A 25854-nucleotide genomic window follows, 5' to 3' on the forward strand; every position below is an offset into this window, starting at 1 on the left:
ACTCAGACGAGTTCGTCGTCTTCGGGGTCGTGCTTGAAGATCGTCTGACCGCGCAGGACCGTGCGCAAGCAGCGCGGCATGGCTGCCTCCGCCGAGAGATCCGGGAGCGGCGGCACACCGGAACGCGGATCGGTCGACCAGCGCTGCACGCGCGAATCGGTGCCGGCCACCACGAGCTCCCCGGCCTCCCAGATCGCGTAGGTCGCGGGCGCGCCCGGCACCAGCGTGCCGGTCACTCCGTCGTCGACACCCGCAGCACGCCAACCGCCACGGGTGTGCGCGGTGAACGCGGCGCGCGGCGAGATGCCGAAACCGTCGGTGCGGTGGTTGACCGCGGCCTGCACCGAACGCCACGGATCCACCGGCGTCACCGGCGCGTCCGAGCCCAGCGCCAGCAGCACGCCGTTGGCGGCCAGCTGCGAGAACCGGTTCAACTGCGTGCCGCGCGGAAGTCCGAGGCGACGCGCGTACATGTCACCGGTGCCGCCCCACGAGGCGTCGAAACCCGGCTGCACGGAGGCGACCACGCCGAACGTGCCGAGCTCCGCGGCCTGCTTCTCGTCGATCATCTCCAGGTGTTCCAGCCGGTGCCGCATGCTGGCCAGCGCGGGAGCCCCGAGCAGCTCGGCCGCCTTCCGGAACCCCGCGGTCACCTCGGCGACGCCCGCGTCGCCTATGACGTGGAAACCGGCTTGCAGACCGGCCTTCGTGCAGGTCACCAGGTGCTCGGCAACGGCATCCGCATCGAGGTAGAGCACACCTGCGGTGCTCGGGTCGTCGGTGTAGGGCTCGCGCAGGGCGGCCGTGCGGGAACCGACGGCGCCGTCCACGAACAGATCACCCGCCAAACCCCGAGCACCGAGTTCGCGAGCGCGTTCGACGGCACCGAGCTCACCCCAGTACCCGACGACCTCCGGCACACCGCCCTGCTGCGACAGGGCCAGCAGCTCGACCAGGTCGTCGGCACCGGAGATGTCCGGTCCGGCGCACTCGTGGACGCAGGCCACGCCCCGGGCAGCGGCCTGCTGGAGGAACGCCAGCTGCGCCTCCTTGCGCTGCCCGGATCCCAGCGCATCGCGGGCGGCGCGACGCACGTGGTGGTGCGCGACGCGTGTCAGCGGACCGTCGTCGCACCAGCCCTCGGCGCTGCGCGCCAGCGGGGCGAGGTCGACCAGAGCCGAGGACACCAGCGCGGAATGGACGTCGATGCGCGAGAGATAGACAGGAGCTCCGCTGGAAGCGGTGTCGATCTCCTCGCGTGTCGGAGGGCGACGCTCCGGCCACCAGGTCTCGTCCCACCCGTGACCCCACACCAGCGCGCCCGGGTACTCGGCCACGTGGTCGCGCAAGGCGTGCAGGAACTCGGTGAGCGAAGCGCAGCCGGTCAGGTCCAGGCCGCGTAGCAGAAGTCCGGTGGAGGTGGCGTGCACGTGGGCATCGACGAAGGCAGGCGCGACGAACGCACCTTCGAGGTCGACGACCTCGGCATCGGGGTGCAGCGCACGGCCGACCTCGTCGGCGCCGAGCCACGAGATGACGCCATCGGTGACGGCCATCGCGGTGGCGGCGGCGTCGGCGGGCGAGTGGATTCGGCCGCCGAGCAACAACGTGGTCTCGGGCATGTCCTTCGTGCTTTCCGCGTTCCGGGGTTCAACTGCGCAGTTCGCTCTTGTCCGGGCGACTCAAAGGCGCCCGATCCCGTGATCGAACTCAGCCCCCGATCCGCCCCGGCAACGATCGTTCTGACGAGCTTACCCGCACTAAACACCCAAGCTTGAACGTGTCGTGCTTAGCGCGAACGCAAAGCTCAGGCACCCCGCCCGCGATCAAACCGGTCTGAGCACGTCAGCGCTGCGGGGGCTCGTCGAGGCGTTCCGCGCGCACCGACTGCGGAGGGAGGATGATCGGCGTGCCGCGGTGCGCCGCGGACGTCTCGTCGCCCTCGGTCTCGTCCACGACCTCGCCGTCGAGGTAGTCACCCTGCCGACCGCCGGCTCGGTTGAACCGCTGCTGATGCAGCCACACCTGGTCCTGCATCTGCTTGGCCCGCTTCTCCGCGGCGCTCATCATCCGCTTGCGCACCAACGCCCTGGATGGCGGCAGGAGCAGCAGCAGACCCGCGACGTCGCTGAGGAAACCGGGCAGCACGATCAACAGACCACCCGCTGCGATGAGCATGCCGTCGGAGATCTCGCGGTCGGCCGGCCTGCGCATCCGGGCGGCCTCGCGAACCTCGCCGAGGGTGCGGCGCCCCTCGCGGCGCAGCAGCCAGCTGCCCACGACCGCGGACAGCACCAGCAGTCCGATGGTGGGCAGCAACCCGATCGCCTGCCCCAACGCGATCAGCACCGCGAGTTCAGCGACTCCGGCGATGAGCAGCAGCACGAGAATCGGCACCCAGGACCTCCAGTGATAAAGCCTTCTACCGCCTCAACGAACGAGGCACCCGAAATTCTCCCAAACCACATCGCCGCATTTCGGGCGAACCTCTCGACAACGGCAACCCACCAGGTGCCAGCAGCCACAACGCCGCGTAGTCGACGTCCCCACCCCGCCCTCGGCCCTCGTTCAGCGACGCGGCTTCCCCCGTGCGCGGACATGTCGGCGCTCACAGCTCCGCGCAATAGGAGCGTGAATGCGAACCCGCAACACGGCGGTGCTGCCGTGCCTCCGGCGAGAAGTTCGTAGACTGCCTGGTGATGCGGGCGTACAAGTCGAAATCGCTCATCCTCGTGCTCGTGGGCTGCCTGCTCGCGCTCGCGGTGCTGATCAGCGATCGGAACCTCCCTGGTCTGCCGCTGCAGCCCAAACCATTGCCGGCCGCCGTGGTGACGGTCGGTGACTCGACGCTGTCCGGAGAAGGCGGGGGCAACTACGTCGCCGGCACGAACGGGGAGGGCGACAACTGGTGTCACCGCTCCCCCGCCGCGCCGGTGCACCAGCTACCGCTCCCGCCTGACGTGACGCGGATCAACCTGGCCTGTTCCGGGGCCCGCACCGAATCGCTGCGGGCGGGCCCGGAGCACGTAGGTGTGGAGGAGTCTCAGTCGACGCAGCTGGCGGAGCTCGCCCAGCGCTACCGGATCACCGATGTGATCGTGCAGATCGGGGCGAACGACGACCCCGGGTTCTCCGAGGTGGTCAACCAGTGCGTGGAAGCTTGGGCGCGGCGGTCGCCGGTCGGCTGCTCGGCGCAGCTGGAAGGCCCGTGGCAGGAGCGCATCGCCCGGATGCAGCCGAAGGCGCTGGCAGCGGTGCGCGACATCCGCGCGGCGATGGACGGCGCCGGTTACACCCGCGATAGCTACCAGCTGATCATGCAGTCCTACGCCTCGCCGGTGGGTCCGGAGGTGCGGCCGGAGCTGCAGGGCCTGTCCGGTTGCCCGTTCCGGCCCGAGGACCTGGCGTGGATCCGTGACGTCGGCGTGCCGCAGCTCTCAGCGGGACTCCACGAGGTGGCCCGCGAAGCCGATGCCCGGTTCCTGGACCTCTCCCGTGCGGGCGTGGGCCACGAGGCGTGCACCGGCGACCCGAAGACCGCGCAGGGCGAGTGGTTCACCCGGCTCACCGTGGACTGGGAAGCGTTGAAGGACGAGAAGCGCGCGCCGCACGCGATGCAGGAGTCCTTCCACTCCAACGCGACCGGCCACGCCCAGTTCGCCCGCTGCCTCGGCGAGTTCATGGCCACCACCGATCCGGGCGCCTCGTGCGTGCCGGACGAACGCGGCAACCTCACGGCCGTCGCGCTGTCGGACGCGCACCGCTAGCGGCCCGGAACCGGGTGAGAAGCGAACTTCTCACCACGGCCCGCGCCGCTGGGTGGGAGGCGCTCTAGATCGCGGGCGGGCGGTTCTCGAACGGCGTCGAGAGCACGACCGTGGTCCGGGTGGAGACCTTGGCGGCCTCGCGGATCTGGCGCAGCAGCTCCTCCAAGCCGAGCGGGGATGCCACCCGGACCTGGAGGATGTAGGACTCATCACCTGCGACCGAGTAGCAGGACTCGATCTCCGGCAGGTGCTGCAGCCGCTGCGGGTAGTCGTCGGGCGCGGCCGGATCGATCGGCGTCAGCGAGATGAACGCGGTCAAGGGCAGGCCGATCTGCTCACCGTCCACCTTGGCCGTGTAGCCCTGCAGCGCCCCGCGCTGCTCCAGGCGCCGCACGCGCTGGTGCACGGCGGACACGCTCAACCCGACGCGTTCGGCCAGGTCGGTGAAGCTGCACCTGCCGTCCCGGGCGAGCTCGCGCAAGATCGCCCGGTCGGTGTTCTCCAGCGGCCCCGGTCCGCCTGTCCGTTCGCTCACGCCGGCAGCACCACCAGCTCGTGCGGCTGGTTGTTCACGCTCTCGACGCCGTCCTCGGTGACGATCACGATGTCCTCGATCCGCGCACCCCAGTGACCCTGCTGGTAGATGCCCGGTTCGACGCTGAAGGTCATACCGGGTTCGAGCACCAGCTCGTTGCCGCCCACGATGTAGGGCTCCTCGTGCACGTCGAGCCCGATGCCGTGACCGGTGCGGTGCACGAAGTTCTCGCCGAAGCCGGCAGCGGCGATCGGCTCGCGGGCGGCGGCGTCGATCGACTCCGCCGTGGCACCGGGCCGGACGGCGTCCACCGCAGCCCGCTGAGCCGCCTGCAGCACCGCGTAGGTCTCGCGCACGTCCGCCCGGGCCGGCTCGCCGACCGAGTAGGTGCGGGTGCAGTCGGAGTTGTAGCCGTTGGCGATCGGCCCGCCGATGTCGATGACGACCACGTCACCGCGCTCGATGACCCGATCGGACACCGAGTGGTGCGGGCTCGCGCCGTGGGGGCCGGATCCGACGATGATGAAGGCGGCTTCGGTGTGCCCCTCGGCGATGATGGCCTCGCCGATGTCGGCACCGACCTCGGCCTCGGTCCTGCCGGGCTTGAGGAACTCGGCCATCCGGGCGTGCACCCGGTCGATCGCGGCACCGGCGTCGCGCAGCGCCTGCAGCTCGGTGGCGTCCTTGCGCATCCGCAGCTCGCGCAGCACCGGCGAGGCCAGCACCTGCTCGGCGCCCGGCAGCTTGGCGCGCAGCGGGAGGGTGTGCAGGGCGGGCATCGCGTCGGCCAGCGCGACCCGCGAGGGGGCGCCCAGCCGGTCGACCACCAGGCCATGCGAGTCCTGGCCGTCGACCCAGGTCACGACCTCGATTCCGAGCTCGGCCAGCGGGAGGTCGTCGTACCCGGGCGCTTCGAGCTTGGGCACCACCAGCGCGGGTGTGCCCTGCGCTGGCAGCACCAGGCAGGTCAGCCGCTCGTGCGACTCACCTCCGGCGCCCAGCAGGTACTGCAGGTCGGATCCAGGCGTGATCAGCAGCGCGTCCAGGTCGGACGCCGCTGCGGTCTGCGCGGCACGGGTCAGGCGGGCCGCGAGCACTGCGGGATCCTGCTTCAGCGAGACAGTGGCCATGTTGCAAGCCTAATCCCGCAGCGCGCCGACGCGGTTCACGCGGTCCGGACGTGCTGCGGGAGGTTCGGGGGCCCGCTGCGGGCCGAGGAATGCCGGGACGGCACCGGTGCGCTGCGGAGCTTCCCGGAAGTACCGCGGTGGTGCGCGCTCTCGACGCCGAGCCGGACCGGAGCACCGCTACCCGCTCGCGGTCGGCGAGCGCGCGGACCGGCAGGTCGGACGCGTGGACCGGCCCGAGCGTGACAAGCTGGGGCACGTGACCGGACCTCTCATGCTCGTCGATTCGGCCGGGTTGTGGTTTCGCTCGTTCTACGCGCTGCCTGACTCGTTGACCGCTCCTGATGGCACACCGGTGAACTCGGTGCGCGGCTTCTGCGACATGCTGGCGAAGCTGATCACCGATCGCCGCCCGTCCCGGCTGGTGGCGTGCCTCGACAACGACTGGCGTCCGCAATTCCGGGTCGACGCGCTGCCGTCGTACAAGACCCACCGGGTGGCCGAGGAGGACCCCGACGTCGAGGACGTTCCCGACACCCTGTCCCCGCAGGTTCCGGTCATCCTCCAGGTCCTCGACGCGGCAGGTATCGCCACCGCCGAGGCGGAGGGCTTCGAGGCCGACGACGTCATCGGGGCGCTGGCCGACCGGGAGCGCACCGACCCGGTGGAGGTCGTCACCGGTGACCGCGACCTGTTCCAGCTGGTGCGCGCCGAGCCGCAGGTCCGGGTGATCTACATCGGCGCTGGTCTGGCCAAGGCGCAGGACTTCGGCCCCGAGGAGCTCGCCGAGAAGTACGCGCTGTCACCGCAGCGCGCGGGGGCCGACTACGCGGAGATGGCGGTGCTGCGCGGCGACCCCTCCGACGGCCTGCCCGGCGTGCCCGGCATCGGCGAGAAGACCGCGGCGAAGCTGATCACCCAGTTCGGGTCGCTCGACGCGCTGCTGCGAGCAGCCGCCGACGGCGACGCCCGCCTGACGTCGAGGGTCCGCACCAAGCTCGCCGAGTCCGCGGGATACCTGGCAGCGGCCCCGGCCGTGGTCAACGTGGTCAGGGACGCCCCGGTCGTGATGGACCGCGAGTCCGACGCCGTGCCAGCCGCCCCCGACCTCGACCGGCTGCGCGAACTCCAGTCCAGCTGGGGTCTCGGTGCCAGCGTCGACCGCCTCATCGCCGCCCTCGAAGGCTGAGTCACCCGTCGCGGCACCGCACGTGAGACCACCTCAGAAGCCGGTGCCGCACCACGGCGCGCGCCGCGTCTGGAACAGCTCGTCGGCCACCGCGAGCGCCCCCGGCTCGTGAACCTGGACGAGTCCTGCCGCGGCGAGCGCCGACGCCGATTGGTCGCCCAGGTAGAGAGCGGCCAGGGCCGCGGCGTCCAGGGTCAGCTGCGGACTCTCGTCCGCGGTCGAAACGCCGTCCGGGCCGATCAGGTAGCGGCCCGCGTTGGCGGGCAAGAACCCGTCGGTGACCTCCAGGACCAGCGGCGCCCCGTGCGCGTAGCCGCGGGCCCGCAGAGCCGCCGGGACGTCGACGAGACGAACCCACAGGTCGTCATCGACTCCGGTGGTGCGGCACGCTCGGCGGTCGGCCAGCCACCACTCCACGGGTTCGTCGACCGGGCGACCCAGACCGGCCACGGTGTTCACGAGGTCGATTCCCAGCAGGAATCGCCACAGCTCGCTCGCCGCGATCTCGTTGGCCGCCACCAGGTCCCACACGTCCACAGTGGTCGATTCACCGCGCGACTGGTACACGGCGAACCCGTCGTCCACACCGGAATCGTCGGCGTGCACGGCGATCACGTGATTCTTCTTCATCACGCCTGCCCGGCCCGGCCACCAGCCCTCGGGGCGGTACATCCGGCCTGCCCGGTCCGCCGCGCAGTTCCGGTGCAGCTCGGGCAGCAGGTCCCTGGCCCGTTCCTGGGTGACCAGGCGGACCCGCCCGCCACGCGGGACCGAATCGCGCAGTCGCGCTTGCGCGCGGTCGATCTCGACGTTGCGGGTGCGACAGGCCACTCCGTACCCGAACCGCTCGTAGATCCGTCCCTCGCTGGCGTGCAGCATCGCCACGACTTCGCCGCGCCGCGCCGCGTCGTCGAGCTGGTGCCGCATCATCCGGGTGAGCAGGCCCTGCCGGGTGGCGTCGGCTCGGACCGCCACCCCGGTCACCGCAGCGGCCGGCACCGCCGCTCCGCCGGGCACCGCCAGCGAGCTGGTCATCGACAGAGCCGTGCCCGCGAGCTCACCGTCGACGAACGTGCCGAGCACCCGGCCCGGTTCCATCATGGCCCGCGTGTGCGCCGACCACGTCTCCTCGTCGGTCGCAGGCAGGAGCAACGCCTGCCGGAACAGCTCGTTGGCCGTGAAGTACTCGGATTCGGACAGCACGCGCAGTTCGGGTTCGCCCACGTCCACGATCGTCGCCGACCTCGCGCGCCGCGTCCACCGACATTATTTCGGGTGCCCGACCTCGTAGACGCCTTGGTCGTTCTTCACGGTCACGGTGACGGTCTTGTCGGCGCCGTTGATCTGGACCCGGCAGTCGAAGCGGTGCCCGACCTCCACCGGCTCGCCGTCCGGACAGGTCACCGCCCCCACACCCGCGATGGTGTAGGAGCCCTTGAGCGTCTGCGTGACGCCCTTCTCCACGCTGGCCGCGTCGAACACCGAGCGCACGAAGAACCCGGGAGCCACGAATCCCAGGACCAGCACCACGGCGAGGACCACCAGCCCACCGGCTCCACCGATGATCCACGGCAACGCCGACCGCTTCTTCTTGGGCGGAACCGCCGGGAAGCCGAACCCGCCCGGCGACTGGTAGTAGGGCTGCGGCTGCCCGTACCCGTAGGGATGCGCGTACTGGGGCTGCTGGATCGGCTGCTGCTGCACCGGCTGCACCGGCTGCGCGGGCGGCGGGCCCGCATACCCGCCCTGCTGGGGGTAACCCTGCGGCGGGTACTCCTGCTGCGGGTAGCCCTGCGGCACCCCGCCCGGCTGCATCCCAGGCCCCTGGGGCGGCTGCCCCCACTGGGGGTAACCCCCTGGCGGGCCGTAGGGCGACGACATCTGCACCTCCGGACGACTTCAGCTGGCGCGGCCGACTGCCAGTGATCCAACCACAGCCGGGTCACACACCACCGGCGGCCACCACACCGCGGCGGATCGCCGTGACGGCCTTGGCCGCCGAGTCGCCGACCGGTTGCTTGGTGCCGACGACGTCGCGGATCTGGTCCAGCAGGTCGATCACCTGCCGGCACCAGCGCACGAAGTCACCTGCGGAGAGTTCGTGCCCGCTGGACTCGGCCGCGGTGAGCACCTTCTCCAGCGACTCGCCGCGCGCCCACCGGAAGACCGGCCAGGCGAAACCGGCGTCGGGTTCGCGGGTGCGGTCGAGCTTGTGCCGCCGCTCGTCGTCCTCGAGCTCCGCCCACAGCTGCCAGGTCGAGGTCAGCGCGTCGGTGATCGGGCCGGCCGGCACCTGCGGCGAAGGTCCTTCCCGCCGCGACTCGTAGACCAGGGAGGACACCACCGCAGCGAGCTCCGCCGGACCGAGGCCCTTCCAGGTCCCGACCCGCAGGCACTCGGCCGCCAGCAGATCGGACTCGCTGTAGAGGCGGGAGAGCCGCCGACCGTGCTCCGTGACCTGCCCGGCCTGGGTCTCAGGCCCGTCCTCGTCGCCGGGCTTGCCCTCCGGAGCGGGCAGGTAGTCGCGCTCGGTCAGCAGCGCGACGATCCGGTCGAACGAGCGGGCCAGCGAGTGCGTGGTGCTGCTGACCTTGCGACGCAGGTTCTCGTTCTCGCCGCGCAGCCGCTCGTAGCGCTCCGCCCAGCGGGCGTGCGCCTCCCGCTCGTCGCAGCCGTGGCACGGGTGCGCCTTCAACGCGCGCCGCAGGGTCGCCAGCTCCGCGTCGTCCCCCGCGCTCGAACGCTTCCTGCCACGTCCGTCCGAGGAGTTCAAGCCGGTGCTGCGCAGCGATGACGCCAGGTCCCGGCGCGACTTCGGCGAGCGGGTGTCCACGTGCTTGGGCAGCTTGAGCTTGCCCAGCGCCTCCACCGGCGAGGTGAAGTCGGCGACCGACAGACGACCTGACCAGCGGTCTTCGGTGACCACCAGCGGCCGCGGCTCGCTCATCGGCTCCAGCCCCGGGTCGATCACCACGGCCAGCCCGGACCTGCGTCCGGCGGGCACCGCGATGACGTCGCCCTTGCGCAGCTTCTCCAGCGACTTCGCCGCCTCAGCGCGCCGCGACTGCCGGTTCTGCCTGGCCAGGGCCTTCTCGCGCTCCGAGATCCGGCGGCGGAGGTCGAAGTACTCGGCGAAGTCACCCAGGTGGCACTCCATCGCCTCGGTGTAGCCGGTGAGGGCTTCAGCGTTGCGTTCCACCCGGCGCGAGAGCCCCACGACCGACCGGTCGGCCTGGAACTGGGCGAAGGACTGCTCGAGCAGATCGCGCGCCGAGTCCTGCCCGACGCGCTGCACCAGGTTGACCGCCATGTTGTAGCCGGGGCGGAACGACGAGCGCAGCGGATAGGTGCGGGTCGAGGCCAGACCGGCCACCTGCTTGGGGTCGACACCGGGCTGCCAGACCACCACCGCGTGGCCCTCGATGTCGATGCCTCGCCGCCCCGCACGGCCGGTCAGCTGCGTGTACTCACCCGGGGTGAGGTCGACGTGCGACTCGCCGTTGAACTTCACCAGCCGTTCCAGCACGACCGTGCGAGCGGGCATGTTGATGCCCAGGGCCAGCGTCTCGGTGGCGAACACGGCCTTGACCAGGCCGCGGACGAACAGCTCCTCGACCGTCTCCTTGAACGCGGGCAGCAGGCCGGCGTGGTGCGCGGCCACTCCGCGCTCCAGCGCTTCGCGCCACTCCCAGAAGCCCAGCACTCCGAGGTCGGAGTCGGGCAGGTTGACGGTCCGCTCGTCGATGACCTCGCGGATCTCCTCGACCTCGGATTCGCTGGTCAAGCGCAATCCCGCGCGCACGCACTGCGCGACCGCCTGATCGCAGCCGTTGCGGCTGAAGATGAACACGATCGCGGGCAACAGCCCGGCGGAGTCGAGGCTGGTCAGCATCTCCAGCCGGGACGGCGGCGAGAACCGCGGCGGGCGCGGGCCCTTCCGCTTGTGCGGGGGTCCCCCTCGGCGACCGCCCTGGGGCAGGTGAGTGCGGGCGAGCTGCTGGGTCTGCCGCAGCAGCTGCGGGTTCATCTTCAGCTCGTGGTCTTCGGCTTCCCCGCCGAACAGGTCGAACATCCTCGGGCCGACCTGCATGTGCTGCCACAACGGCACCGGCCGGTGCTCGTCCACCACGACGGTGGTCTCACCGCGAACCTCCTGCAGCCACTCGCCGAACTCCTCGGCGTTGCTCACCGTCGCGGACAGGCTCGCGACCTGCACGTAGTCCGGCAGGTGCAGGATCACTTCCTCCCACACCGCGCCCCGGAACCGGTCGGCCAGGTAGTGGACCTCGTCCATCACCACGTAGCCGAGCTGGTCGAGCCCGCGCGATCCGGCGTAGAGCATGTTGCGCAGCACCTCGGTGGTCATCACGACCACCTGCGCATCACCGTTGATCGAGGTGTCGCCGGTCAGCAGCCCGACCGCGTCGTTGCCGTAGCGCTCGCAGAGGTCGGCGAACTTCTGATTGGACAGCGCTTTGATCGGCGTGGTGTAGAAGCAGCGGCGCCCTTCCGACAACGCCAGGTGCACGGCGAACTCGCCCACCACGGTCTTTCCCGCGCCGGTGGGCGCGCACACCAGCACGCCTCTCCCGGCTTCCAGCGCCTGACATCCGGTGAGCTGGAAGGGGTCTAGTTCGAAGGACAGCTCCGCGATGAAGTCGGCCAGTTTCGGATGAGCGCTGCGGCGGGAGTGCGCCGCGAACGCGTCGGCCGGCGAGAGCTTGGTCGGGTTGGAACGGCTGGCAGCCACACCCCAAGGTTTTCACATCACCCCGACCGGTGTCTCAACCGAATCGGCCTCACCCGTGTGTTGGGACACAAGCCACGCTCAGTGCAGCGGGTGTGCAGCGGATGGTCAGCGGCAACCTGGCCTGGGGTTCGCCGTCGGCGTAAGCCAGCCACCCGTTGTCACCGCCCAGGCGCACGGTCTTGGCGCGCAGCGTGGTGACCGCCGGGTGGTCCACGTGGCGTCCGGTGCGCAACCTGGGCAGGATGCGCACGAGCTCGCGGCGGGCCACTTCGCCCACCACCGTCACGTCGAACAGACCGTCGTCCGCGACGGCGTCCGGGCAGATCGGGATGCCCCCGCCGTAGGAACCGGTGTTGCCGACCGCGATCAGCGTGGCTTCGACGTCGCGCACCCCGTGCTCGGTCTCCAACCGGACCGACCTGGCGCGCAGCCCCAGCAGCTCCCGGATCAGCGCGACGTCGTAGCGGCGTTGCCCGCGAGGCCAACGCATCCGGTTGGCGCGCGCGTTGACCTTGGCGTCGAACCCGGCGCACAGCACGGTCGCGAACCAGCCGGTGCCCGCGATCTTGCCGAGGTCGATGTGCTGCCTGGCCCCCGCGGAGATCGCCTTGGCCGCCGCGCGCGCGGCGGCGACCGGTTCGTGCGGGATGCCCAGGCTGCGGGCGAGATCGTTGCCGGTGCCCGCGGGGATGAGCGCCAGCGCGGTCGCCGACTCGGCGCACGCCTGCACGGCCAGGTGCGCGATCCCGTCCCCGCCGACCACGGCCAGCACGTCGGCGTCGTCCTCCACGGCGCGCCGCACCGCGGACTCCGTCCCGGCCTCATCGGTGGCGATGACGGTTCGGACCTCGCACACAGCACGAAGGTGGTCGGTGAGCTCACCGACCACCTTCGCGGAAAGGCCACCACCGGCCGCAGGGTTGATCACCAGGACGCAGCGCATGGGCATGCATCTAATCGCATGCGCGCCCCCGCTGGCCAGGGGTTCGACGGGATGTGACCGTCAGGTGACGTCGTCGTGCTTCGGCGGTGCTGAGGGAGTCGTGTCCAGTGTGGACGCGACCGGATCGATGTCGGACGCCTCGTCGAGGCCGACGCCGGTCAAGCCCTCGGCCGCCAGCTTCTTGGCCTTGCGCCGGTCGTGAGAGCGGCAGATCAACGCCGCGATCAAGAACAGCAGCGACAGGGCCGCCGACAGCGCCAGCATCGAGAACGGGTCCTGACCGGGCGTGGCGATCGCGGCGAACACGAACAACGCGAACACCAGCCCCCGCCACCACCTGCGGAGCTTCTCGTAGGTGACGACGCCAGCGCGGTTGAGCATCACCAGGATCAGCGGCAGCTCGAAGCTGACCCCGAAGATCACCAGCAGCAGCAACATGAAGTTGATGTACTTGCCACCGGTGAGCGCGGTGAAGAACGCTTCGCCGCCGAATCCCGCCATGAAGCTCAGCGCCTCGGGAACGATGTAGTACGCCAGCACCGCGCCCGCGACGAAGAGGATCGTCGCGAAGAACACGAAGGACCGGGCGAACTTGCGTTCCTTGAGGTAAAGACCAGGCGTGATGAACGCCCACAACTGATACAGCCACACCGGGCTGAACAGGATGGCACCGACCGACAGACCCACCTTCATGCGGAGCATGAAGATCTCGAACGGCTCGGTCTGCAGCAGCTGGCAGGTGCCGTTCGGGCTCAGCCGCTGCTCAACGGGCAGCGCGCAGTACGGTCCGAGCAACACGTCACCGAGCGTCGGCCAACCGAACGGCGCGGTGGAAAACCAAATGAACCCGAGAATGGCTCCGATGATCACTGCGGTCATCGCCACCCCGAGCCGGTAACGCAGCTCGAAGAGGTGGTCGATGATCGTCATTGTGCCGTCGGGGTTGTGCCTGCGTCCCCACCGACGGCGATCATTGCGGAACGGGTTCAAGCGACCCAGTGGACTGGCACCCACTTCGCTAGCCCCGTCCTCAGTCAGTTCTTCTGTTCGTTCTGCTGCTTGTCCTCTGTCGGCGACGTCGCCGGCGACGCGCTCGGCTCACCCGCCGTCAGCTCCGGCTTCTGCTCCTTCTCCGACGAGGTCTTCTTCGCAGCTTCCTCGTCGGCCTTCATGCCTCGCGCCTCAGCCTTGAACACCCGAGCGGACTGTCCCAGAGAACGGGCCATCTGCGGGAGCTTGGTGGCGCCGAAAAGCAGCACCAGAACCAAGACGATGAGGACCAGCTCCCAGCCACCTGGCAAACCCATCCGTACACAACCTTTCGTGATGTCCCTGCAGACGCCATGGTACGCGGGGCAGGGGTCGGCAAATAGGGCCGTTTCTGGTTCTCGTCAACTACCGCGGCGCTGCGAGACCGCCACCTTGAGACCGGCGATCCGCGCCTTGACCATGCCGCTCCGGCCAGCGAGGTCGCGGGTCGCCCCGCGCTGCACGCGCTGGAAGCGACGCACTCCAAGAAGCGTCCTGACCAGCAGGAACACCAGCAGGACGAGGCCTACGGCCAGCAGCACGAGAGTCCACACGAACGGCACGCTGTTCACCGTATCGGGCTCAGGTGGACGGTAGGTGACGGGTCCGCTTCAACGCGGCATGAGCTCGTTGACGCACGTCACCCCCGAGTTCAGCCGGGCTGATCACCGTCACCTGGCCTCCCAGGCCCAGGAGCAGCCGGGTCATCCACGCGTGGTCGGCGTAGCGCATCCGGACGCGGGTGCGACCACCGTCGAGCTCGGTGACCCCGTCGACCTGGTAGTACTCGGCGACCCACCGGGCATCCGGTTCCAGCTCGAGTTCGGCGACCCGCTGATCGGGCGCCGGCTGGAACAGACCTGCGGAAACGTCCGTCGGCTCGGCTTCCGACGGCGGTCTCGCCGGCTCGTCCAGCTGCCCGGCCTCGTCGATGCGATCCAGCCGGAACATCCGGACGCCGCGCGCGCTGCGGCACCACGCCTCCAGGTAGCTGCGTCCGTCGACCAGCAGCAACCGCATCGGGTCGACCGTCCGCTCGCTGATCTCGTCGCGCGACGCCGTGTAGTAACGGATCCGCAACGCTTTGCCACCGGTGACGGCGCTGTGGACCGTTCGGCGGACATCGGCGTCCACCGCTTCCTCGGCGCCGAACCCGACCACGACGCCCGAGGGCCGGGCTTGGCCGACCGCGTTCTCGACCTTCGCCAGCGTGCGCTGCACCGCGTCGGAGTCGGGAACGCCCGGGGTGTCGGCGAGCGCTCGCAGGGCGACCAGCAGCGAGGTCGCTTCGGAGGCGGTCAGCCGGAGCGGACGCCGCATCCCGGCGTCGTAGGTGACGGTGATCGAGTCGCTCTCGAAGGACAGGTCGATCAGGTCGCCCGGCCCGTAGCCGGGCAGCCCGCACATCCACAGCAGTTCCAGGTCCTTGCGCAGCTGCTGCGAGGTCACGCCGAAGTCGGCCGCCGCGTCGGCGATGGGAATGCCCGGACGGCTGAGCAGGTAGGGAACGAGAGTCAGCAGCCGGGGCAGTCGCTGCGTCGCGCTGGTCATCTCCGCTCCTCCCCCAGTGCGTCCAGGTGGATCTCGTTGACGGCTTTGCGCAGGGTGTCGGGCTGCAGGACGGCGACATCGGGCCCGTACCCGGCGAGCCAGCTCGCGGCGGACTCCGGGTACTTCACGTCCAGCTCCAGCACCTCACCGGGATCGCCGTCGAGCTCGGCGCGCTCCACGACCTTGCCGATGCGCCGCACGCCGTGCGCGCGTCCCTCGGCGACCCAGACCCGGGACGCGGTCGGTGGTGGCGGGTCGCGCTGCTCGCCGGCGACCATGCGCAGCAGGTCCACCTCCTGCGGTCGGTGCACGACACCGCTGCTCCCGACCGCCTCGACCTGACCCTGGATGCGGGAGAGCCGGAAGCAGCGCGGCGCCTGCCGGTCGCGGTCGTGACCGACGACGTACCAGCGACCGCGCCAGGACACCACGCCCCACGGTTCGACGACCCGGTGCAGAACCTCGGCGCTGCTGGGCCGCCGGTAGTCGAACTCCACGACCCGACCGGCCTGCACGGCCGAGTGCAGCGCGCCGAAGGAGGGTTCGCTGGTGCGCACCTTCGGTTCCACGGCCGCGGAGGCGTGCTCGTCCACGTCGACGCCTGCGGCGCGGAGCTTGAGCAGCGCGCCGTGGGCGGCGGAGGTGAATTCCGGGGAGTCCCACAGCCGGACGGCCAGCGCCACGGCGGCGGCTTCGTCCGGTTCGAGGTCGATGTCGCCGAGTTCGTAGTCGCGCCTGGCGATGCGGTATCCGTCAGCGCTGTCGAACGCCGAGTTGCGCCCGGTCTCCAGCGGGATGCCCAGGTCTCGCAGCTCGGCCTTGTCCCGCTCGAAGGTCCGGAAGAACGCCTCGTCGGAGGGCGCGTCGGCGTACCCCGCGACGATATGACGAATCCGCTCTGCGGTGAGGTACTGGCGGGTCGACAGCAGGCAGAGCACCAAGTTCACCAAGCGTTCAGCACGCGCAGTGGCCACCCGGAAACTCTAGCGCCGCCGTATTCGATCATGCGTTCGGGTGCGGGCGTGTCGCCGCCGGAGAACCCGTTCGACGGACGGTTGATCCCGATCAGCGCTGAAACCATCGTCGACGCGAAAGCCGTTCACGTCGCATTCGGGTTCCTACCCTGGTTCCATGCCCGTTCTGATGATCACCGGTGCCTCGCGGGGCATCGGCGCCGCAACCGCCCGACTCGCCGCCGCCGAGGGCTACCGGATCGCCCTGCTCGCCCGGGATTCCGACGCCCTGTCCGGTCTCGTCGAGGAGCTGGGCTCCGCGAGGACGGTGGCGTTGCCCTGCGACGTCACCGATCACGCGAGCCTGACCGAGGCCGTCGCCGCGACCGAGGAGCGCTTCGGCGGCGTGGACGCGGTGCTGGCCAACGCCGGCATGAGCGTGCCGACCTCGTTCCTGGGCAACGACGGTGCCGAACCCGAGCAGTGGCGCGAGATGGTGCTCACCAACGTCTACGGCGCGGCCATCACGGCTCGAGCGGCGCTGCCCGCGCTGGTCCGCAGCCAGGGGCACCTGGTGCTGACGGGTTCCAACGCCGGTCGGGGCATCCGCCCCGGCAACCTCTACTCCGCCACCAAGTGGGCGGTGACCGGCATGGCCCAGAACATCCGAGCCGAATGCGTGGGCACGGGCGTCCGGGTGACCCTGGTCCAACCAGGCATGGTCGAAACGGACATGACGGCCGACCGCCAAGACGTCCCCAAGCTCGCGGCCGACGACATAGCCCGAGGCATCCTCTACGCCCTGACCCAACCCAAGACGGTCGACGTCAACGAACTCACCATCCGCCCCACAGGCCAAGCCCCGCAGAGCTAGAAGAACCCAACCCACCTGATCAACCACGGTCAGGCAAGCGACGAAGTCGCTTTCTCACCACCCCATGCAAGCAACCGGCACCGCCGCGGGTTCTCAGACGCCTTCTGGGGAGGACAGCCGTAGCGCCGCGTATCCGTTCCATACTCAAGTCTCGGATCCCGGACCCAGAAGGCGTCTGAGGTTCCGCTACCCGCACCGCGAAGCAAAGAGACCACAGAGTAGTTGCAGTGAACCCGCGTCTGAGGTTCCGCTTCCGGCACCGCCCAGCAGAGGAATCACTGAGTGGTTGTCGGTAGACCGGCACCACCCAGCAACAGGAACCGCTGAGCAATATCAGTGAACCCGCCTGCGCCCTACAAGGAGCTGATCAACCGCTCGACCCGCTCATCCACAGCCCTGAACGGATCCTTGCAGAGCACGGTCCGCTGAGCTTGATCGTTGAGCTTGAGATGCACCCAATCCACGGTGAAGTCCCGCCCGGCCGCCTGAGCGGCGGCGATGAAGTCACCGCGCAGCTTGGCCCGGGTGCTCTGCGGCGGCGTGTCCTTGGCCGCCTCGATCTCGCCGTCCTCGGTGGCCCGGTCGACGAGGTCCTTGCGCTGCAGCATGTCGAACAATCCGCGTCCGCGCCGGATGTCGTGGTAGGCGAGGTCGAGCTGTGCGATGCGCGGGCTGGACAGTTCCAGGCCGTGCTTGCTGCGGTAGCGCTCGAGCAGCCGGAGCTTGATCGCCCAGTCGACCTCCCGGTCGATCAGCGAGTAGTCCTCCTGCTCGACGGCGTCGAGGGCACGGCCCCACAGGTCGAGGATGCGTTCGGACATCGGGTCCGATCCGCGTCGCGCGACGTGGTCGACGGCGCGGCTGTGGTACTCGCGCTGGATGTCGAGGGCGGATGCCTCGCGGCCGCCGGCCAGGCGCACGGTGCGGCGGCCGGTGAGGTCGTGGCTGATCTCGCGGATGGCGCGGATGGGGTTGTCGAGGCTGAAGTCCCTGAACTGCACGCCTTGCTCGACCATCTCCAGCACGAGGTTGGCCGCCCCGACCTTCAGCAGGGTGGTCACCTCCGACATGTTGGAGTCGCCCACGATGACGTGGAGTCGCCGGTAGCGCTCGGCGTCGGCGTGCGGTTCGTCGCGGGTGTTGATGATCGGGCGGGAGCGGGTGGTGGCGCTGGAGACGCCCTCCCAGATGTGCTCGGCGCGCTGCGACAGGCAGTAGACGGCGCCGCGCGGGGTTTGCAGGACCTTCCCGGCGCCGCAGATGAGCTGGCGCGTGACCAGGAACGGGAGCAGCACGTCGGCGATGCGGGAGAACTCGCCGGAGCGTCCGACCAGGTAGTTCTCGTGGCAGCCGTAGGAGTTGCCCGCCGAGTCCGTGTTGTTCTTGAACAGGAAGATGTCTCCGCCGATGCCCTCGTCGGAGAGCCGGCGTTCGGCGTCTATGAGCAGGTCTTCGAGGATTCTCTCGCCTGCCTTGTCATGCGTGACCAGCTGCGTGAGGTCGTCGCACTCGGCCGTGGCGTACTCGGGGTGGGAACCCACGTCGAGGTAGAGGCGGGCACCGTTGCGCAGGAAGACGTTCGACGACCTTCCCCACGACACGACCCGCCGGAACAGGTACCTGGCCACCTCGTCCGGGGACAGTCTGCGCTGCCCGTGGAACGTGCAGGTGACCCCGAACTCGGTTTCGATGCCGAAGATCCGCCGCTGCATGTCTCCACACTAGGCGCAAAACCGCCCTCGCGGCGGTCCGCCGTTCGGGCAAGTGTCAGATCGAGTTCGACGGATTTTGGTCGCAGGCCGTCACCCGGCCGTTCCGCACGCCCCCGCACGGAGCAGCCGAAATCGCCGTACATCCGTACGATTTCCCGGGATGTGGGCGCCTCGTGCCCACGACGAAAGCGCTCCCGCACCCTCGGCGGGTGCGGGAGCGGTCAGCTCGAGCGCCGGCTCACTTGCCGGAGGGGGTTTCCTCGTCCTCGGACTTGCCGGAGTCCTCAGTCGACTCGGGCAGCAGGGCGGTGAGGGCGGCGCCTTGGATCCGGCGGAACGTCCGGTTCGGACGGGCCCGGTCGAGCACCGCGACCTCCAGCGCCTTGGTGCCCAGTTCCCTGCCGGAGTCGCCGCTGGACGAAAGTCCCTTGACAGCAACCCGGATGGCGTCCTCCAGCTCCATGCCGTCGCTGAACGAGTCCTTGAGGGAGCTGGTGATCGTGTCGGCCTGGCCACCCATCACCACGTACTGCGGTTCGTCCACGATGGAACCGTCGTAGGTGAGCCGGTAGAGCTGGTCGGCTTCGGCGGTCGCCCCGACCTCGGCCACGCAGATCTCCACCTCGAACGGCTTGATCTGCTCGGTGAAGATCGCACCGAGGTGCTGAGCGTAGGTGTTGGCCAGCGACCGCCCGGTCACGTCGCGGCGGTCGTAGGAGTAACCGCGCACGTCGGCGATGCGCACTCCGGCGACCCGCAGCGCCTCGAACTCGCTGTAGCGGCCCACCGCGGCGAAACCGATGCGGTCGTAGATCTCGGACACCTTGTGCAAGGTCGGAGACGGGTTCTCGGCGACGAACAGCACCCCACCGGCGTACTTGAGCACCACCACGCTGCGGCCCCGGGCGATGCCCTTGCGGGCGAGCTCGGAACGCTCCCGCATCAACTGCTCGGGGGAGGTGTAGAACGGCATCGTCACGGCTTCTGCACTCCTGAATCTGCTCGCTGTGGCAGGCGGGATCGTGGGACGGCGCTGGTCAGCCGCCCGGGTTCTCCATGCGTCCGCTGACCACGGCTGTGGCGATCTCCGACGTCTGCTCCTCGGTCAGCCGCACCGCGCCGTCGGCGGCGGTGATGGTGATGACCGACGGGTAGATCCGCCTGCTCACGTCCGGGCCACCGGTGGCGCTGTCGTCGTCGGCCGCGTCGTAGAGCGCTTCCACCGCGGCGCGCGCGGCGGTGTCCCGGTCCGCGTCCGGGTCGAAGCGCTTCTTGAGCGCGGACTTGGCGAACTGCGAGCCGGAACCGACCGCGTGGTAGCCGCCTGCTTCGTTGTAGCGGCCGCCGACCACGTCGTAGGACACGATCCGCCCCGCGCGATCGGGGTCGTCGGCGTCGGTGTCGTAGCCGGCGAACAGCGGTACGACCGCCAGGCCCTGCATCGCGGCGGAGAGGTTCCCCCGCAGCATGGTGGCCAGCTTGTTCGACTTGCCGTCCAGGGACAGCGAGATTCCTTCGAGCTTCTCGTAGTGCTCCAGCTCAACCGCGTAGAGCTTGACGAGTTCCTGCGCGACACCGGCCGTTCCGGCGATGCCCACCGCCGAGTAGGCGTCGGTGACGAACAGCTTCTCCATGTCGCGCTGCGCGATGACGTTGCCCATCGTCGCCCGGCGGTCGCCGGCCAGCAGCACGCCGCCGCGGAAGGTGACCGCGACGATGGTGGTGCCGTGCGGCGCCTGCACGGTGCCTTCGGGTGCCTTGCGCCCGCCTGGCAGCAGTTCTGGCGTGGTTTCTCGGAGGAAGTCGGTGAATGACGAGGATCCGGGGGTCAAGTAGGCGGCGGGAAGCGCCTGCCCGGGGAACTGGGCCGAGCTCTGGTCCATCAGCGACATCGTCTCCGTTCTCACAGGACTCCTGCGACAGCACGCACTCTAGTCATGATCGAGTGCGCAACGAGAGTCACCGGGCCGGTGTTTCTCCGGCCCGGTGACCGGTTCTCGTAGGATCGCCGCCCGGTCGCACCGGCGGCAGGGGGCCTACTGGCCGCCCTTCTGCACGTAGGCGCGCACGAAGTCCTCGGCGTTCTCCTCCAGGACGTCGTCGATCTCGTCCAGGATGGCGTCGACGTCTTCGCCGAGCTTTTCGCGGCGTTCCTGACCGGCGGCCTCTGGACCGTCCTCTTCCTCGCCGTCGCCGCCGCCCTGCCGCTGAGCCTTCTCCTGAGACATCTCGCCTCCCGGTGTTGAAGTCCCGAACACCCCCGGAATCGGGGACGTCCTGCCTTGAACACTACCTAGCCGACCACTCGTTCGCCCACGCCCAGCTGGGCGTCTTTGACGATCTTTCCGACTACCTGACGTGCGCGAAGCGCAGTCCTAGCGGGTCATCCCTTCGTCAGCGAGTCGACCAGTTCCTCGGCGCTGTTGCTGGCCTCCAGCAACGCTCCGACGTGGGCCTTCGTGCCACGCAGGGGTTCCAACGTCGGGATCCGCACCAGCGATTCCCTGCCGAGGTCGAAGATGACCGAATCCCAGGACGCGGCGGCCACCTCCGACGGGTAGCGCTCCAGGCAGCGACCGCGGAAGTAGGCCCGGGTGTCCTCCGGAGGAGTGCCGACCGCTTCCTGCACCTCTTCCTCGCTGACCAGGCGTTTCATCGATCCCCTGGTCACCAGGCGGTTGTAGAGGCCCTTGTCCAGCCGCACGTCGGAGAACTGCAGGTCGATCATGTGCAGGCGGGGTGAGGCCCAGCCGAGGCTGTCGCGGCTGCGATAGCTCTCCATCAGCCGCAGCTTGGCCGGCCAGTCCAGCCTGTCGGAGCAGGACATGGGGTCGGTGCTGAGCATGTCGAGCACCTCGCCCCAGGTGTTGAGCACGTCGCGGGAGGCGCGTTCGGCGCCGTTGGCGTCGAGGAACTCCGAGGCCCGATCGTGGTAGGCGCGCTGGAGGTCCAGACCGGTGAACCGGCGGCCGTCAGCGAGCTCCACGGACTGCTTCAGGGTCGGGTCGTGGCTGATCAGGTGCACCGCCTGCACAGGGTCGGCCAGCTTGAGGTCGTCGAACCGCACCCCGTTCTCGATCATGTCCAGCACGAGGGCGGTGGTCCCCACCTTGAGGTACGTCGAGGTCTCGGCGAGGTTGGCATCGCCGATGATGACGTGCAGCCGCCGGTACTTGTCGGCGTCGGCGTGCGGTTCGTCGCGGGTGTTGATGATGCCGCGCTTGAGCGTGGTCTCCAGACCGACCTCGACCTCGATGTAGTCCGAGCGCTGGGACAGCTGGAAGCCCGGCTTCTCGCCTGCCTGACCGATGCCGACCCGGCCGGACCCGCACATCACCTGCCGGGAGGCGAAGAACGGCGTCAGGCCACCGATCACCGAGGTGAACGGGGTGTTGCGGGCCATCAGGTAGTTCTCGTGGGTGCCGTAGCTGGCGCCCTTGCCGTCGACGTTGTTCTTGTACAGCTGTATGGGCGCGGTGCCGGGCACGCTGGCCGCGCGCATCGCGGCCTCCTCCATCACGCGCTCACCGGCCTTGTCCCAGATGACCGCGTCGCGCGGATTGGTCACCTCGGGCGCGGAGTACTCCGGGTGCGCGTGGTCGACGTAGAGCCGCGCTCCGTTGGTGAGGATGACGTTGGCCGCGCCGAGGTCGTCGCCATCCGAACCGTTGGACTGCTGAGCCGCCGAGCTCAGGTCGAATCCGCGCGCATCGCGCAACGGCGACTCGACCTCGTAGTCCCACCGGGCCCGTCTCGCCCGGGGGATCTCGGCCGCCGCCGCGTACGCCAGCACGATGTGGGTGGAGGTCAGCACCGGATTGGCGCTGGAATCGCCCGGTACGACGATGCCGTACTCCACCTCGGTTCCCATGATCCGCCGCATACCTCGCAGAGTACGGGGTATCGGCGACCGAGCAGAGTGCTTGAAGCAACAGGTTCGCCGATCGTGCCGCGAGACGTTGCACCGACCGGGTGGCACGATCGTGGTGTGAGCGTGGATGAGGAGCAGGTCGCGCTGTACGACGCGGCCGGGCGTGTCGTGGGCCGGACTTCGAGGCGCGAGATGCGCGAGAAGGGCCTGTGGCACGCGGCCACGGCAGTCCTGCTGATCTCCGGCGACGGCGAGCGGATCTACGTGCACCGCCGCACCGACACCAAGGACGTCTACCCCGGCATGCACGACTGCGCCGCCGGCGGCGTGGTCGGCGCCGGCGAGGACCCGTTCGACGCCGCTCGCCGCGAACTGGCGGAGGAGCTCGGCGTCCGCACCGAGCCCGAGTTCCTGTTCCGCGAGGACTTCGTGCAGGGCACCGTCCGCTACCACGGTTTCCTGTTCCAGGCGCGCTGGGACGGCCCCGTGGTGCACCAGCCCGAGGAGGTCGCCGAGGGGTGGTGGATGCCGATCACCGAACTGCGGCGACGCCTCGACGACCCGGACTGGCCCTTCGTTCCCGACGGCCGCCAGTTCGCCCTCCGCTGGCTCGGGTCCCGCGAGGTTCCCGCTGACACCACCGGGTCAAGTCGATGACCTGCGCCCCGGCCGGAAAGCCGGCCTGGTCCCGCTAGCGGCAGCAGCTCCTAGTGCCACGGGAGCTCCGCCCGGTCACCCCAGTAGGTGGCCGCGTCCGAGGCCTGGGACTTCAGCACGGCCAGGTCCTGGTCGCCGAGCTCCACGCTCAGGGCGTCGAGGTTGGTCTCGAGCTGTTCGACGCTGGCGGGGCCGAGCAGCACCATGTCGGCCCACGGCTGGGCCAGCGCGTGGGCGACGGCGACGGCGTCCGTCCCGACGCCGTGGCGCGCGGCGATGCTGGCGACCTCGTCCGGCGGTTTCATCGCGAGCCGACCGTTGGCCAGGGTTTCCTTCAGCAGGACCTGCCACCCGCCGGTGTGCACCTCGTTGAGGACGCGCCCGACCGACGGTTCGAGGGTGTTCCAGGTGGACTGCACGGCGCTGAACAGCTGCCTGCCGCCGACTTCCAGCTCCCAGGCCCGCTCGATGCTCTCGCCCTGCGCGGCGCCGCTGGTGGAGAAACCGAGGCGCACTCCGGCGTCGCGGATGCGGGCCAGCTCGTGCTGGAGCTCCATGTCCTCGAACAGCGGGCTGGAGTTGGTCAGCGAGTGCACCTGGTAGAGGTCGATGCGATCGCCCAGCAGCGCGCGGGTCTCGGCCCACTGGCCGCGCAGCCGCTCCAGCGAGTGCTCCTTGATCTCGTGCACCTCGGTCTCGATGCGCCACTGCGCGACGTAGGCGTAGCCCCACTTGCTCGAGACGGTGACGTCCTCGTGGCCCCGCTCCCCCAGCCAGTCGGCCAGGAACTGCTCGGCACTGCCGTAGGAGCGGGCGGTGTCGACCCAGCGGAGGCCGCGCGCGTAGGCGGCGTCCAGGACGGCGCGAGTTCGTTCGCGCATGGCCTCGGCCGTGCGCTGCTCGGGGAGCACGTCGGCGCGCCCCACGTTGATGTAGGCGGGTCTGCCCAGCGCGGCCAGCCCGAGTCCCAGTCGCTGCACGGGCTTCTGCGCGGAGATCATGCCTAGCAACGTAGCCCGTCGCGAGGTGGCCCGCACGAGCTCGGGGCCGCCACCCCGAAGAGGGGTGACGGCCCCGACGCACGGACAGCCGCGCAGGTCCTACAGGTATTGACCCGTGTTGGTGGCGGTGTCGATCGCTCGGCCGGATTCCTGGTTCTTCCCGCTGACGAGGGTGCGGATGTAGACGATCCGCTCGCCCTTCTTGCCGGAGATGCGGGCCCAGTCGTCCGGGTTGGTGGTGTTGGGCAGGTCCTCGTTCTCGGCGAACTCGTCGATGATGGCGTCCTGCAGGTGCTGCACCCGCAGACCGGGCTGGTTGGTCTCCAGCACCGACTTGATCGCCGCCTTCTTGGCCCGGTCCACGATGTTCTGGATCATCGCGCCGGAGTTGAAGTCCTTGAAGTAGAGGACTTCCTTGTCACCGTTGGCGTAGGTGACCTCCAGGAACCGGTTCTCGTCGGTTTCGGCGTACATGCGCTCGACCGTGGCCTGGATCATCGCGTCCAAGCACGCCGAGTTGTCCCCGCCGAACTCCTTGAGGTCTTCCTCGTGGATCGGCAGTTCCGTGGTCAGGTACTTCGAGAAGATGTCCTTGGCCGATTCGGCGTCCGGACGCTCGATCTTGATCTTCACGTCGAGGCGGCCGGGCCGCAGGATCGCCGGGTCGATCATGTCTTCGCGGTTGGAGGCACCGATGACGATGACGTTCTCCAGCCCCTCCACACCGTCGATCTCGCTCAGCAGCTGCGGGACGATGGTGGTCTCCACGTCGGAGGACACACCGCTGCCGCGGGTCCGGAAGATCGAGTCCATCTCGTCGAAGAACACGATCACCGGTGTGCCCTCGGAGGCCTTCTCCCGAGCGCGCTGGAAGATCATCCGGATGTGGCGTTCGGTCTCACCGACGAACTTGTTCAGCAGCTCCGGGCCCTTGATGTTCAGGAAGTAGGACTTGGCCTGACCATCGTCGTCGCCTCGTGCCGCGGCCACCTTCTTGGCCAGCGAGTTGGCCACCGCCTTGGCGATGAGCGTCTTCCCGCAGCCCGGTGGCCCGTAGAGCAGGACGCCCTTGGGCGGGCGCAACTGGTACTGCACGTAGAGGTCGGAGTGCAGGAACGGCAGCTCCACGGCATCGCGGATCTGCTCGATCTGCCCGCCCAGGCCACCGATGTCGCGGTAGCCGACGTCCGGCACCTCCTCGAGCGTGAGGTCCTCGACCTCGGCCTTGGGCACGACGTCGTAGGCGTAGCCGGCCTTGCTGTCGACCAGCAGCGAATCGCCGGACTTGAGCCCGGAGTCGGCCAGGGGTTCGGTCAGCCACACGACGCGTTCCTCGTCGGTGTGCCCGGTCACGAGCGCGCGGGGGGCCTCGCCCTCGGCGTAGGACAGGATCTCCCGGAAGGAACACACCTCACCGGTCTGCTCGAACGCGCCCGCCTCGACCACCGTCAGGGCTTCGTTGAGGCGAACCGACTGCCCCAGCTTCAAGCCCTCGATCTCGACGTTAGGCGACACCGCCACCCGCATCTTGCGACCGGAAGTGAATACGTCGACCGTGCTGTCCTCGTAGCCGTGCAGGAACACGCCGTACCCGCTCGGGGGTTGGGCGAGGCGGTCGACCTCCTCGCGCAGGGCCGTCAGCTGGCCACGCGCTTCTTTCAGGGTCTCGGTGAGTTTGGCGTTCCGTTCGGTGAGCTGGCTCACTCTCTCGGATGCCTCGGCCAGCCGCTTTTCCAGCAGGCGCGCCTGTTGAGGAGACTCGTTGAGCCTGCGGCGAAGCAGTGCGACCTCGTCTTCGAGAAGACGGATCTGGCTGCGGAGCTCCGCGGAGCCCGCACCCTGCTCGCCGTCGCCCTCCTCAGGCCGGCTGCCGGGACGGTCGTGCTGCATATCGG

The 25854-nt window shown here is 69.5% G+C and carries 24 protein-coding genes; 4 read left to right on the plus strand and 20 right to left on the minus strand.

What is annotated here, in order from left to right; genetic code table 11:
* Positions 1-2: 2 nt before the first annotated feature.
* Both FHU35_RS03985 and FHU35_RS03990 read right to left on the minus strand, forming a co-directional pair.
* Positions 3-1622, minus strand: a complete 1620-nt coding sequence (locus FHU35_RS03985; protein WP_145736884.1) for an amidohydrolase — start codon at positions 1620-1622, stop codon at positions 3-5.
* 223 nt (positions 1623-1845) lie between these two features.
* Positions 1846-2397 (minus strand): FxsA family protein, encoded by a 552-nt coding sequence (locus tag FHU35_RS03990; RefSeq protein ID WP_145736888.1) that lies wholly within the window; start codon positions 2395-2397, stop codon positions 1846-1848.
* A gap of 302 nt (positions 2398-2699) precedes the next feature.
* Between FHU35_RS03990 and FHU35_RS03995 the strand changes: the two genes are divergently transcribed.
* The gene (locus tag FHU35_RS03995; RefSeq protein ID WP_145736893.1) at positions 2700-3767 is read left to right on the plus strand and encodes a GDSL-type esterase/lipase family protein; all 1068 of its coding nucleotides are present in this window, start codon (positions 2700-2702) and stop codon (positions 3765-3767) included.
* Between the two features lie 64 nt (positions 3768-3831).
* On the opposite strand, the gene FHU35_RS04000 is transcribed toward FHU35_RS03995, so the two are convergent.
* Complete coding sequence (locus tag FHU35_RS04000; protein ID WP_425474095.1) at positions 3832-4302, minus strand: Lrp/AsnC family transcriptional regulator; 471 nt, start codon at positions 4300-4302, stop codon at positions 3832-3834.
* Positions 4299-5432: a M24 family metallopeptidase gene (locus tag FHU35_RS04005; protein ID WP_145736895.1), complete on the minus strand. Its 1134-nt coding sequence runs from the start codon at positions 5430-5432 to the stop codon at positions 4299-4301. Before FHU35_RS04005 ends, FHU35_RS04000 begins: the two co-directional genes overlap by 4 nt.
* 271 nt (positions 5433-5703) lie before the next feature.
* Between FHU35_RS04005 and FHU35_RS04010 the strand changes: the two genes are divergently transcribed.
* On the plus strand, positions 5704-6618 hold the full coding sequence (locus FHU35_RS04010; protein ID WP_145737943.1) for a 5'-3' exonuclease: 915 nt from the start codon (positions 5704-5706) through the stop codon (positions 6616-6618).
* A 33-nt stretch (positions 6619-6651) separates the two neighbouring features.
* On the opposite strand, the gene FHU35_RS04015 is transcribed toward FHU35_RS04010, so the two are convergent.
* The 9 genes from FHU35_RS04015 to FHU35_RS04055 all read right to left on the minus strand — a co-directional run bounded on the left by FHU35_RS04015 (position 6652) and on the right by FHU35_RS04055 (position 15865).
* Positions 6652-7842 (minus strand): GNAT family N-acetyltransferase, encoded by a 1191-nt coding sequence (locus tag FHU35_RS04015; RefSeq protein WP_145736897.1) that lies wholly within the window; start codon positions 7840-7842, stop codon positions 6652-6654.
* 42 nt (positions 7843-7884) lie between these two features.
* A complete protein-coding gene (locus FHU35_RS04020) occupies positions 7885-8499 on the minus strand; it encodes a DUF4333 domain-containing protein (RefSeq protein WP_145736900.1) in 615 nt (204 codons plus the stop codon).
* A gap of 61 nt (positions 8500-8560) precedes the next feature.
* The gene (locus FHU35_RS04025) at positions 8561-11368 is read right to left on the minus strand and encodes a DEAD/DEAH box helicase (RefSeq protein WP_145736903.1); all 2808 of its coding nucleotides are present in this window, start codon (positions 11366-11368) and stop codon (positions 8561-8563) included.
* A 49-nt stretch (positions 11369-11417) separates the two neighbouring features.
* The gene (locus FHU35_RS04030; protein WP_186459244.1) at positions 11418-12317 is read right to left on the minus strand and encodes a diacylglycerol/lipid kinase family protein; all 900 of its coding nucleotides are present in this window, start codon (positions 12315-12317) and stop codon (positions 11418-11420) included.
* 54 nt (positions 12318-12371) lie between these two features.
* Entirely contained in the window at positions 12372-13241 is an 870-nt protein-coding gene (gene tatC / locus FHU35_RS04035) for a twin-arginine translocase subunit TatC (protein WP_145736905.1), read from the minus strand.
* 104 nt (positions 13242-13345) lie between these two features.
* The gene (gene tatA / locus FHU35_RS04040; RefSeq protein WP_145736909.1) at positions 13346-13618 is read right to left on the minus strand and encodes a Sec-independent protein translocase subunit TatA; all 273 of its coding nucleotides are present in this window, start codon (positions 13616-13618) and stop codon (positions 13346-13348) included.
* Positions 13619-13702: 84 nt separating this feature from the next.
* Positions 13703-13903: a bacteriophage holin gene (locus tag FHU35_RS04045; RefSeq protein WP_145736913.1), complete on the minus strand. Its 201-nt coding sequence runs from the start codon at positions 13901-13903 to the stop codon at positions 13703-13705.
* A 19-nt stretch (positions 13904-13922) separates the two neighbouring features.
* The gene (locus tag FHU35_RS04050; RefSeq protein ID WP_145736918.1) at positions 13923-14891 is read right to left on the minus strand and encodes a helix-turn-helix transcriptional regulator; all 969 of its coding nucleotides are present in this window, start codon (positions 14889-14891) and stop codon (positions 13923-13925) included.
* The gene (locus FHU35_RS04055; protein WP_145736921.1) at positions 14888-15865 is read right to left on the minus strand and encodes a helix-turn-helix transcriptional regulator; all 978 of its coding nucleotides are present in this window, start codon (positions 15863-15865) and stop codon (positions 14888-14890) included. The genes FHU35_RS04050 and FHU35_RS04055 overlap by 4 nt, the downstream gene beginning before the upstream one ends.
* 157 nt (positions 15866-16022) lie before the next feature.
* On the opposite strand from FHU35_RS04055, the gene FHU35_RS04060 reads away from it, so the two are divergent.
* A complete protein-coding gene (locus FHU35_RS04060; RefSeq protein WP_145736925.1) occupies positions 16023-16718 on the plus strand; it encodes an SDR family oxidoreductase in 696 nt (231 codons plus the stop codon).
* Between the two features lie 353 nt (positions 16719-17071).
* On the opposite strand, the gene pafA is transcribed toward FHU35_RS04060, so the two are convergent.
* From pafA to dop, 5 genes are all read right to left on the minus strand, one after another.
* Entirely contained in the window at positions 17072-18430 is a 1359-nt protein-coding gene (pafA, locus tag FHU35_RS04065) for a Pup--protein ligase (RefSeq protein WP_145736928.1), read from the minus strand.
* A 238-nt stretch (positions 18431-18668) separates the two neighbouring features.
* Positions 18669-19409: a proteasome subunit alpha gene (gene prcA, locus FHU35_RS04070; protein ID WP_145736931.1), complete on the minus strand. Its 741-nt coding sequence runs from the start codon at positions 19407-19409 to the stop codon at positions 18669-18671.
* 58 nt (positions 19410-19467) lie between these two features.
* Positions 19468-20313 carry a proteasome subunit beta gene (prcB, locus tag FHU35_RS04075; protein ID WP_145736934.1) on the minus strand — a complete coding sequence of 282 codons (846 nt, stop codon included), beginning with the start codon at positions 20311-20313 and terminating at the stop codon, positions 19468-19470.
* Positions 20314-20466: 153 nt separating this feature from the next.
* Positions 20467-20658, minus strand: a complete 192-nt coding sequence (locus FHU35_RS04080; RefSeq protein ID WP_145736936.1) for a ubiquitin-like protein Pup — start codon at positions 20656-20658, stop codon at positions 20467-20469.
* A 155-nt stretch (positions 20659-20813) separates the two neighbouring features.
* On the minus strand, positions 20814-22313 hold the full coding sequence (gene dop, locus FHU35_RS04085) for a depupylase/deamidase Dop (RefSeq protein WP_145736939.1): 1500 nt from the start codon (positions 22311-22313) through the stop codon (positions 20814-20816).
* Between the two features lie 105 nt (positions 22314-22418).
* Here dop and FHU35_RS04090 point away from each other — a divergent pair, with 105 nt between their 5' ends.
* Positions 22419-22958, plus strand: coding sequence for an NUDIX hydrolase (locus FHU35_RS04090; RefSeq protein WP_246110058.1), 540 nt, complete (start codon positions 22419-22421; stop codon positions 22956-22958).
* A gap of 50 nt (positions 22959-23008) precedes the next feature.
* Here the strand turns inward: FHU35_RS04090 and FHU35_RS04095 are convergent, their stop codons facing one another.
* Entirely contained in the window at positions 23009-23959 is a 951-nt protein-coding gene (locus tag FHU35_RS04095) for an aldo/keto reductase (RefSeq protein ID WP_145736942.1), read from the minus strand.
* A gap of 99 nt (positions 23960-24058) precedes the next feature.
* A complete protein-coding gene (arc, locus tag FHU35_RS04100; protein ID WP_145736945.1) occupies positions 24059-25849 on the minus strand; it encodes a proteasome ATPase in 1791 nt (596 codons plus the stop codon).
* Positions 25850-25854 lie beyond the last annotated feature (5 nt).

The sequence above is a fragment of the Saccharopolyspora dendranthemae genome (assembly GCF_007829955.1).
In the GTDB taxonomy this organism is placed as follows: Bacteria; Actinomycetota; Actinomycetes; order Mycobacteriales; family Pseudonocardiaceae; genus Saccharopolyspora; species Saccharopolyspora dendranthemae.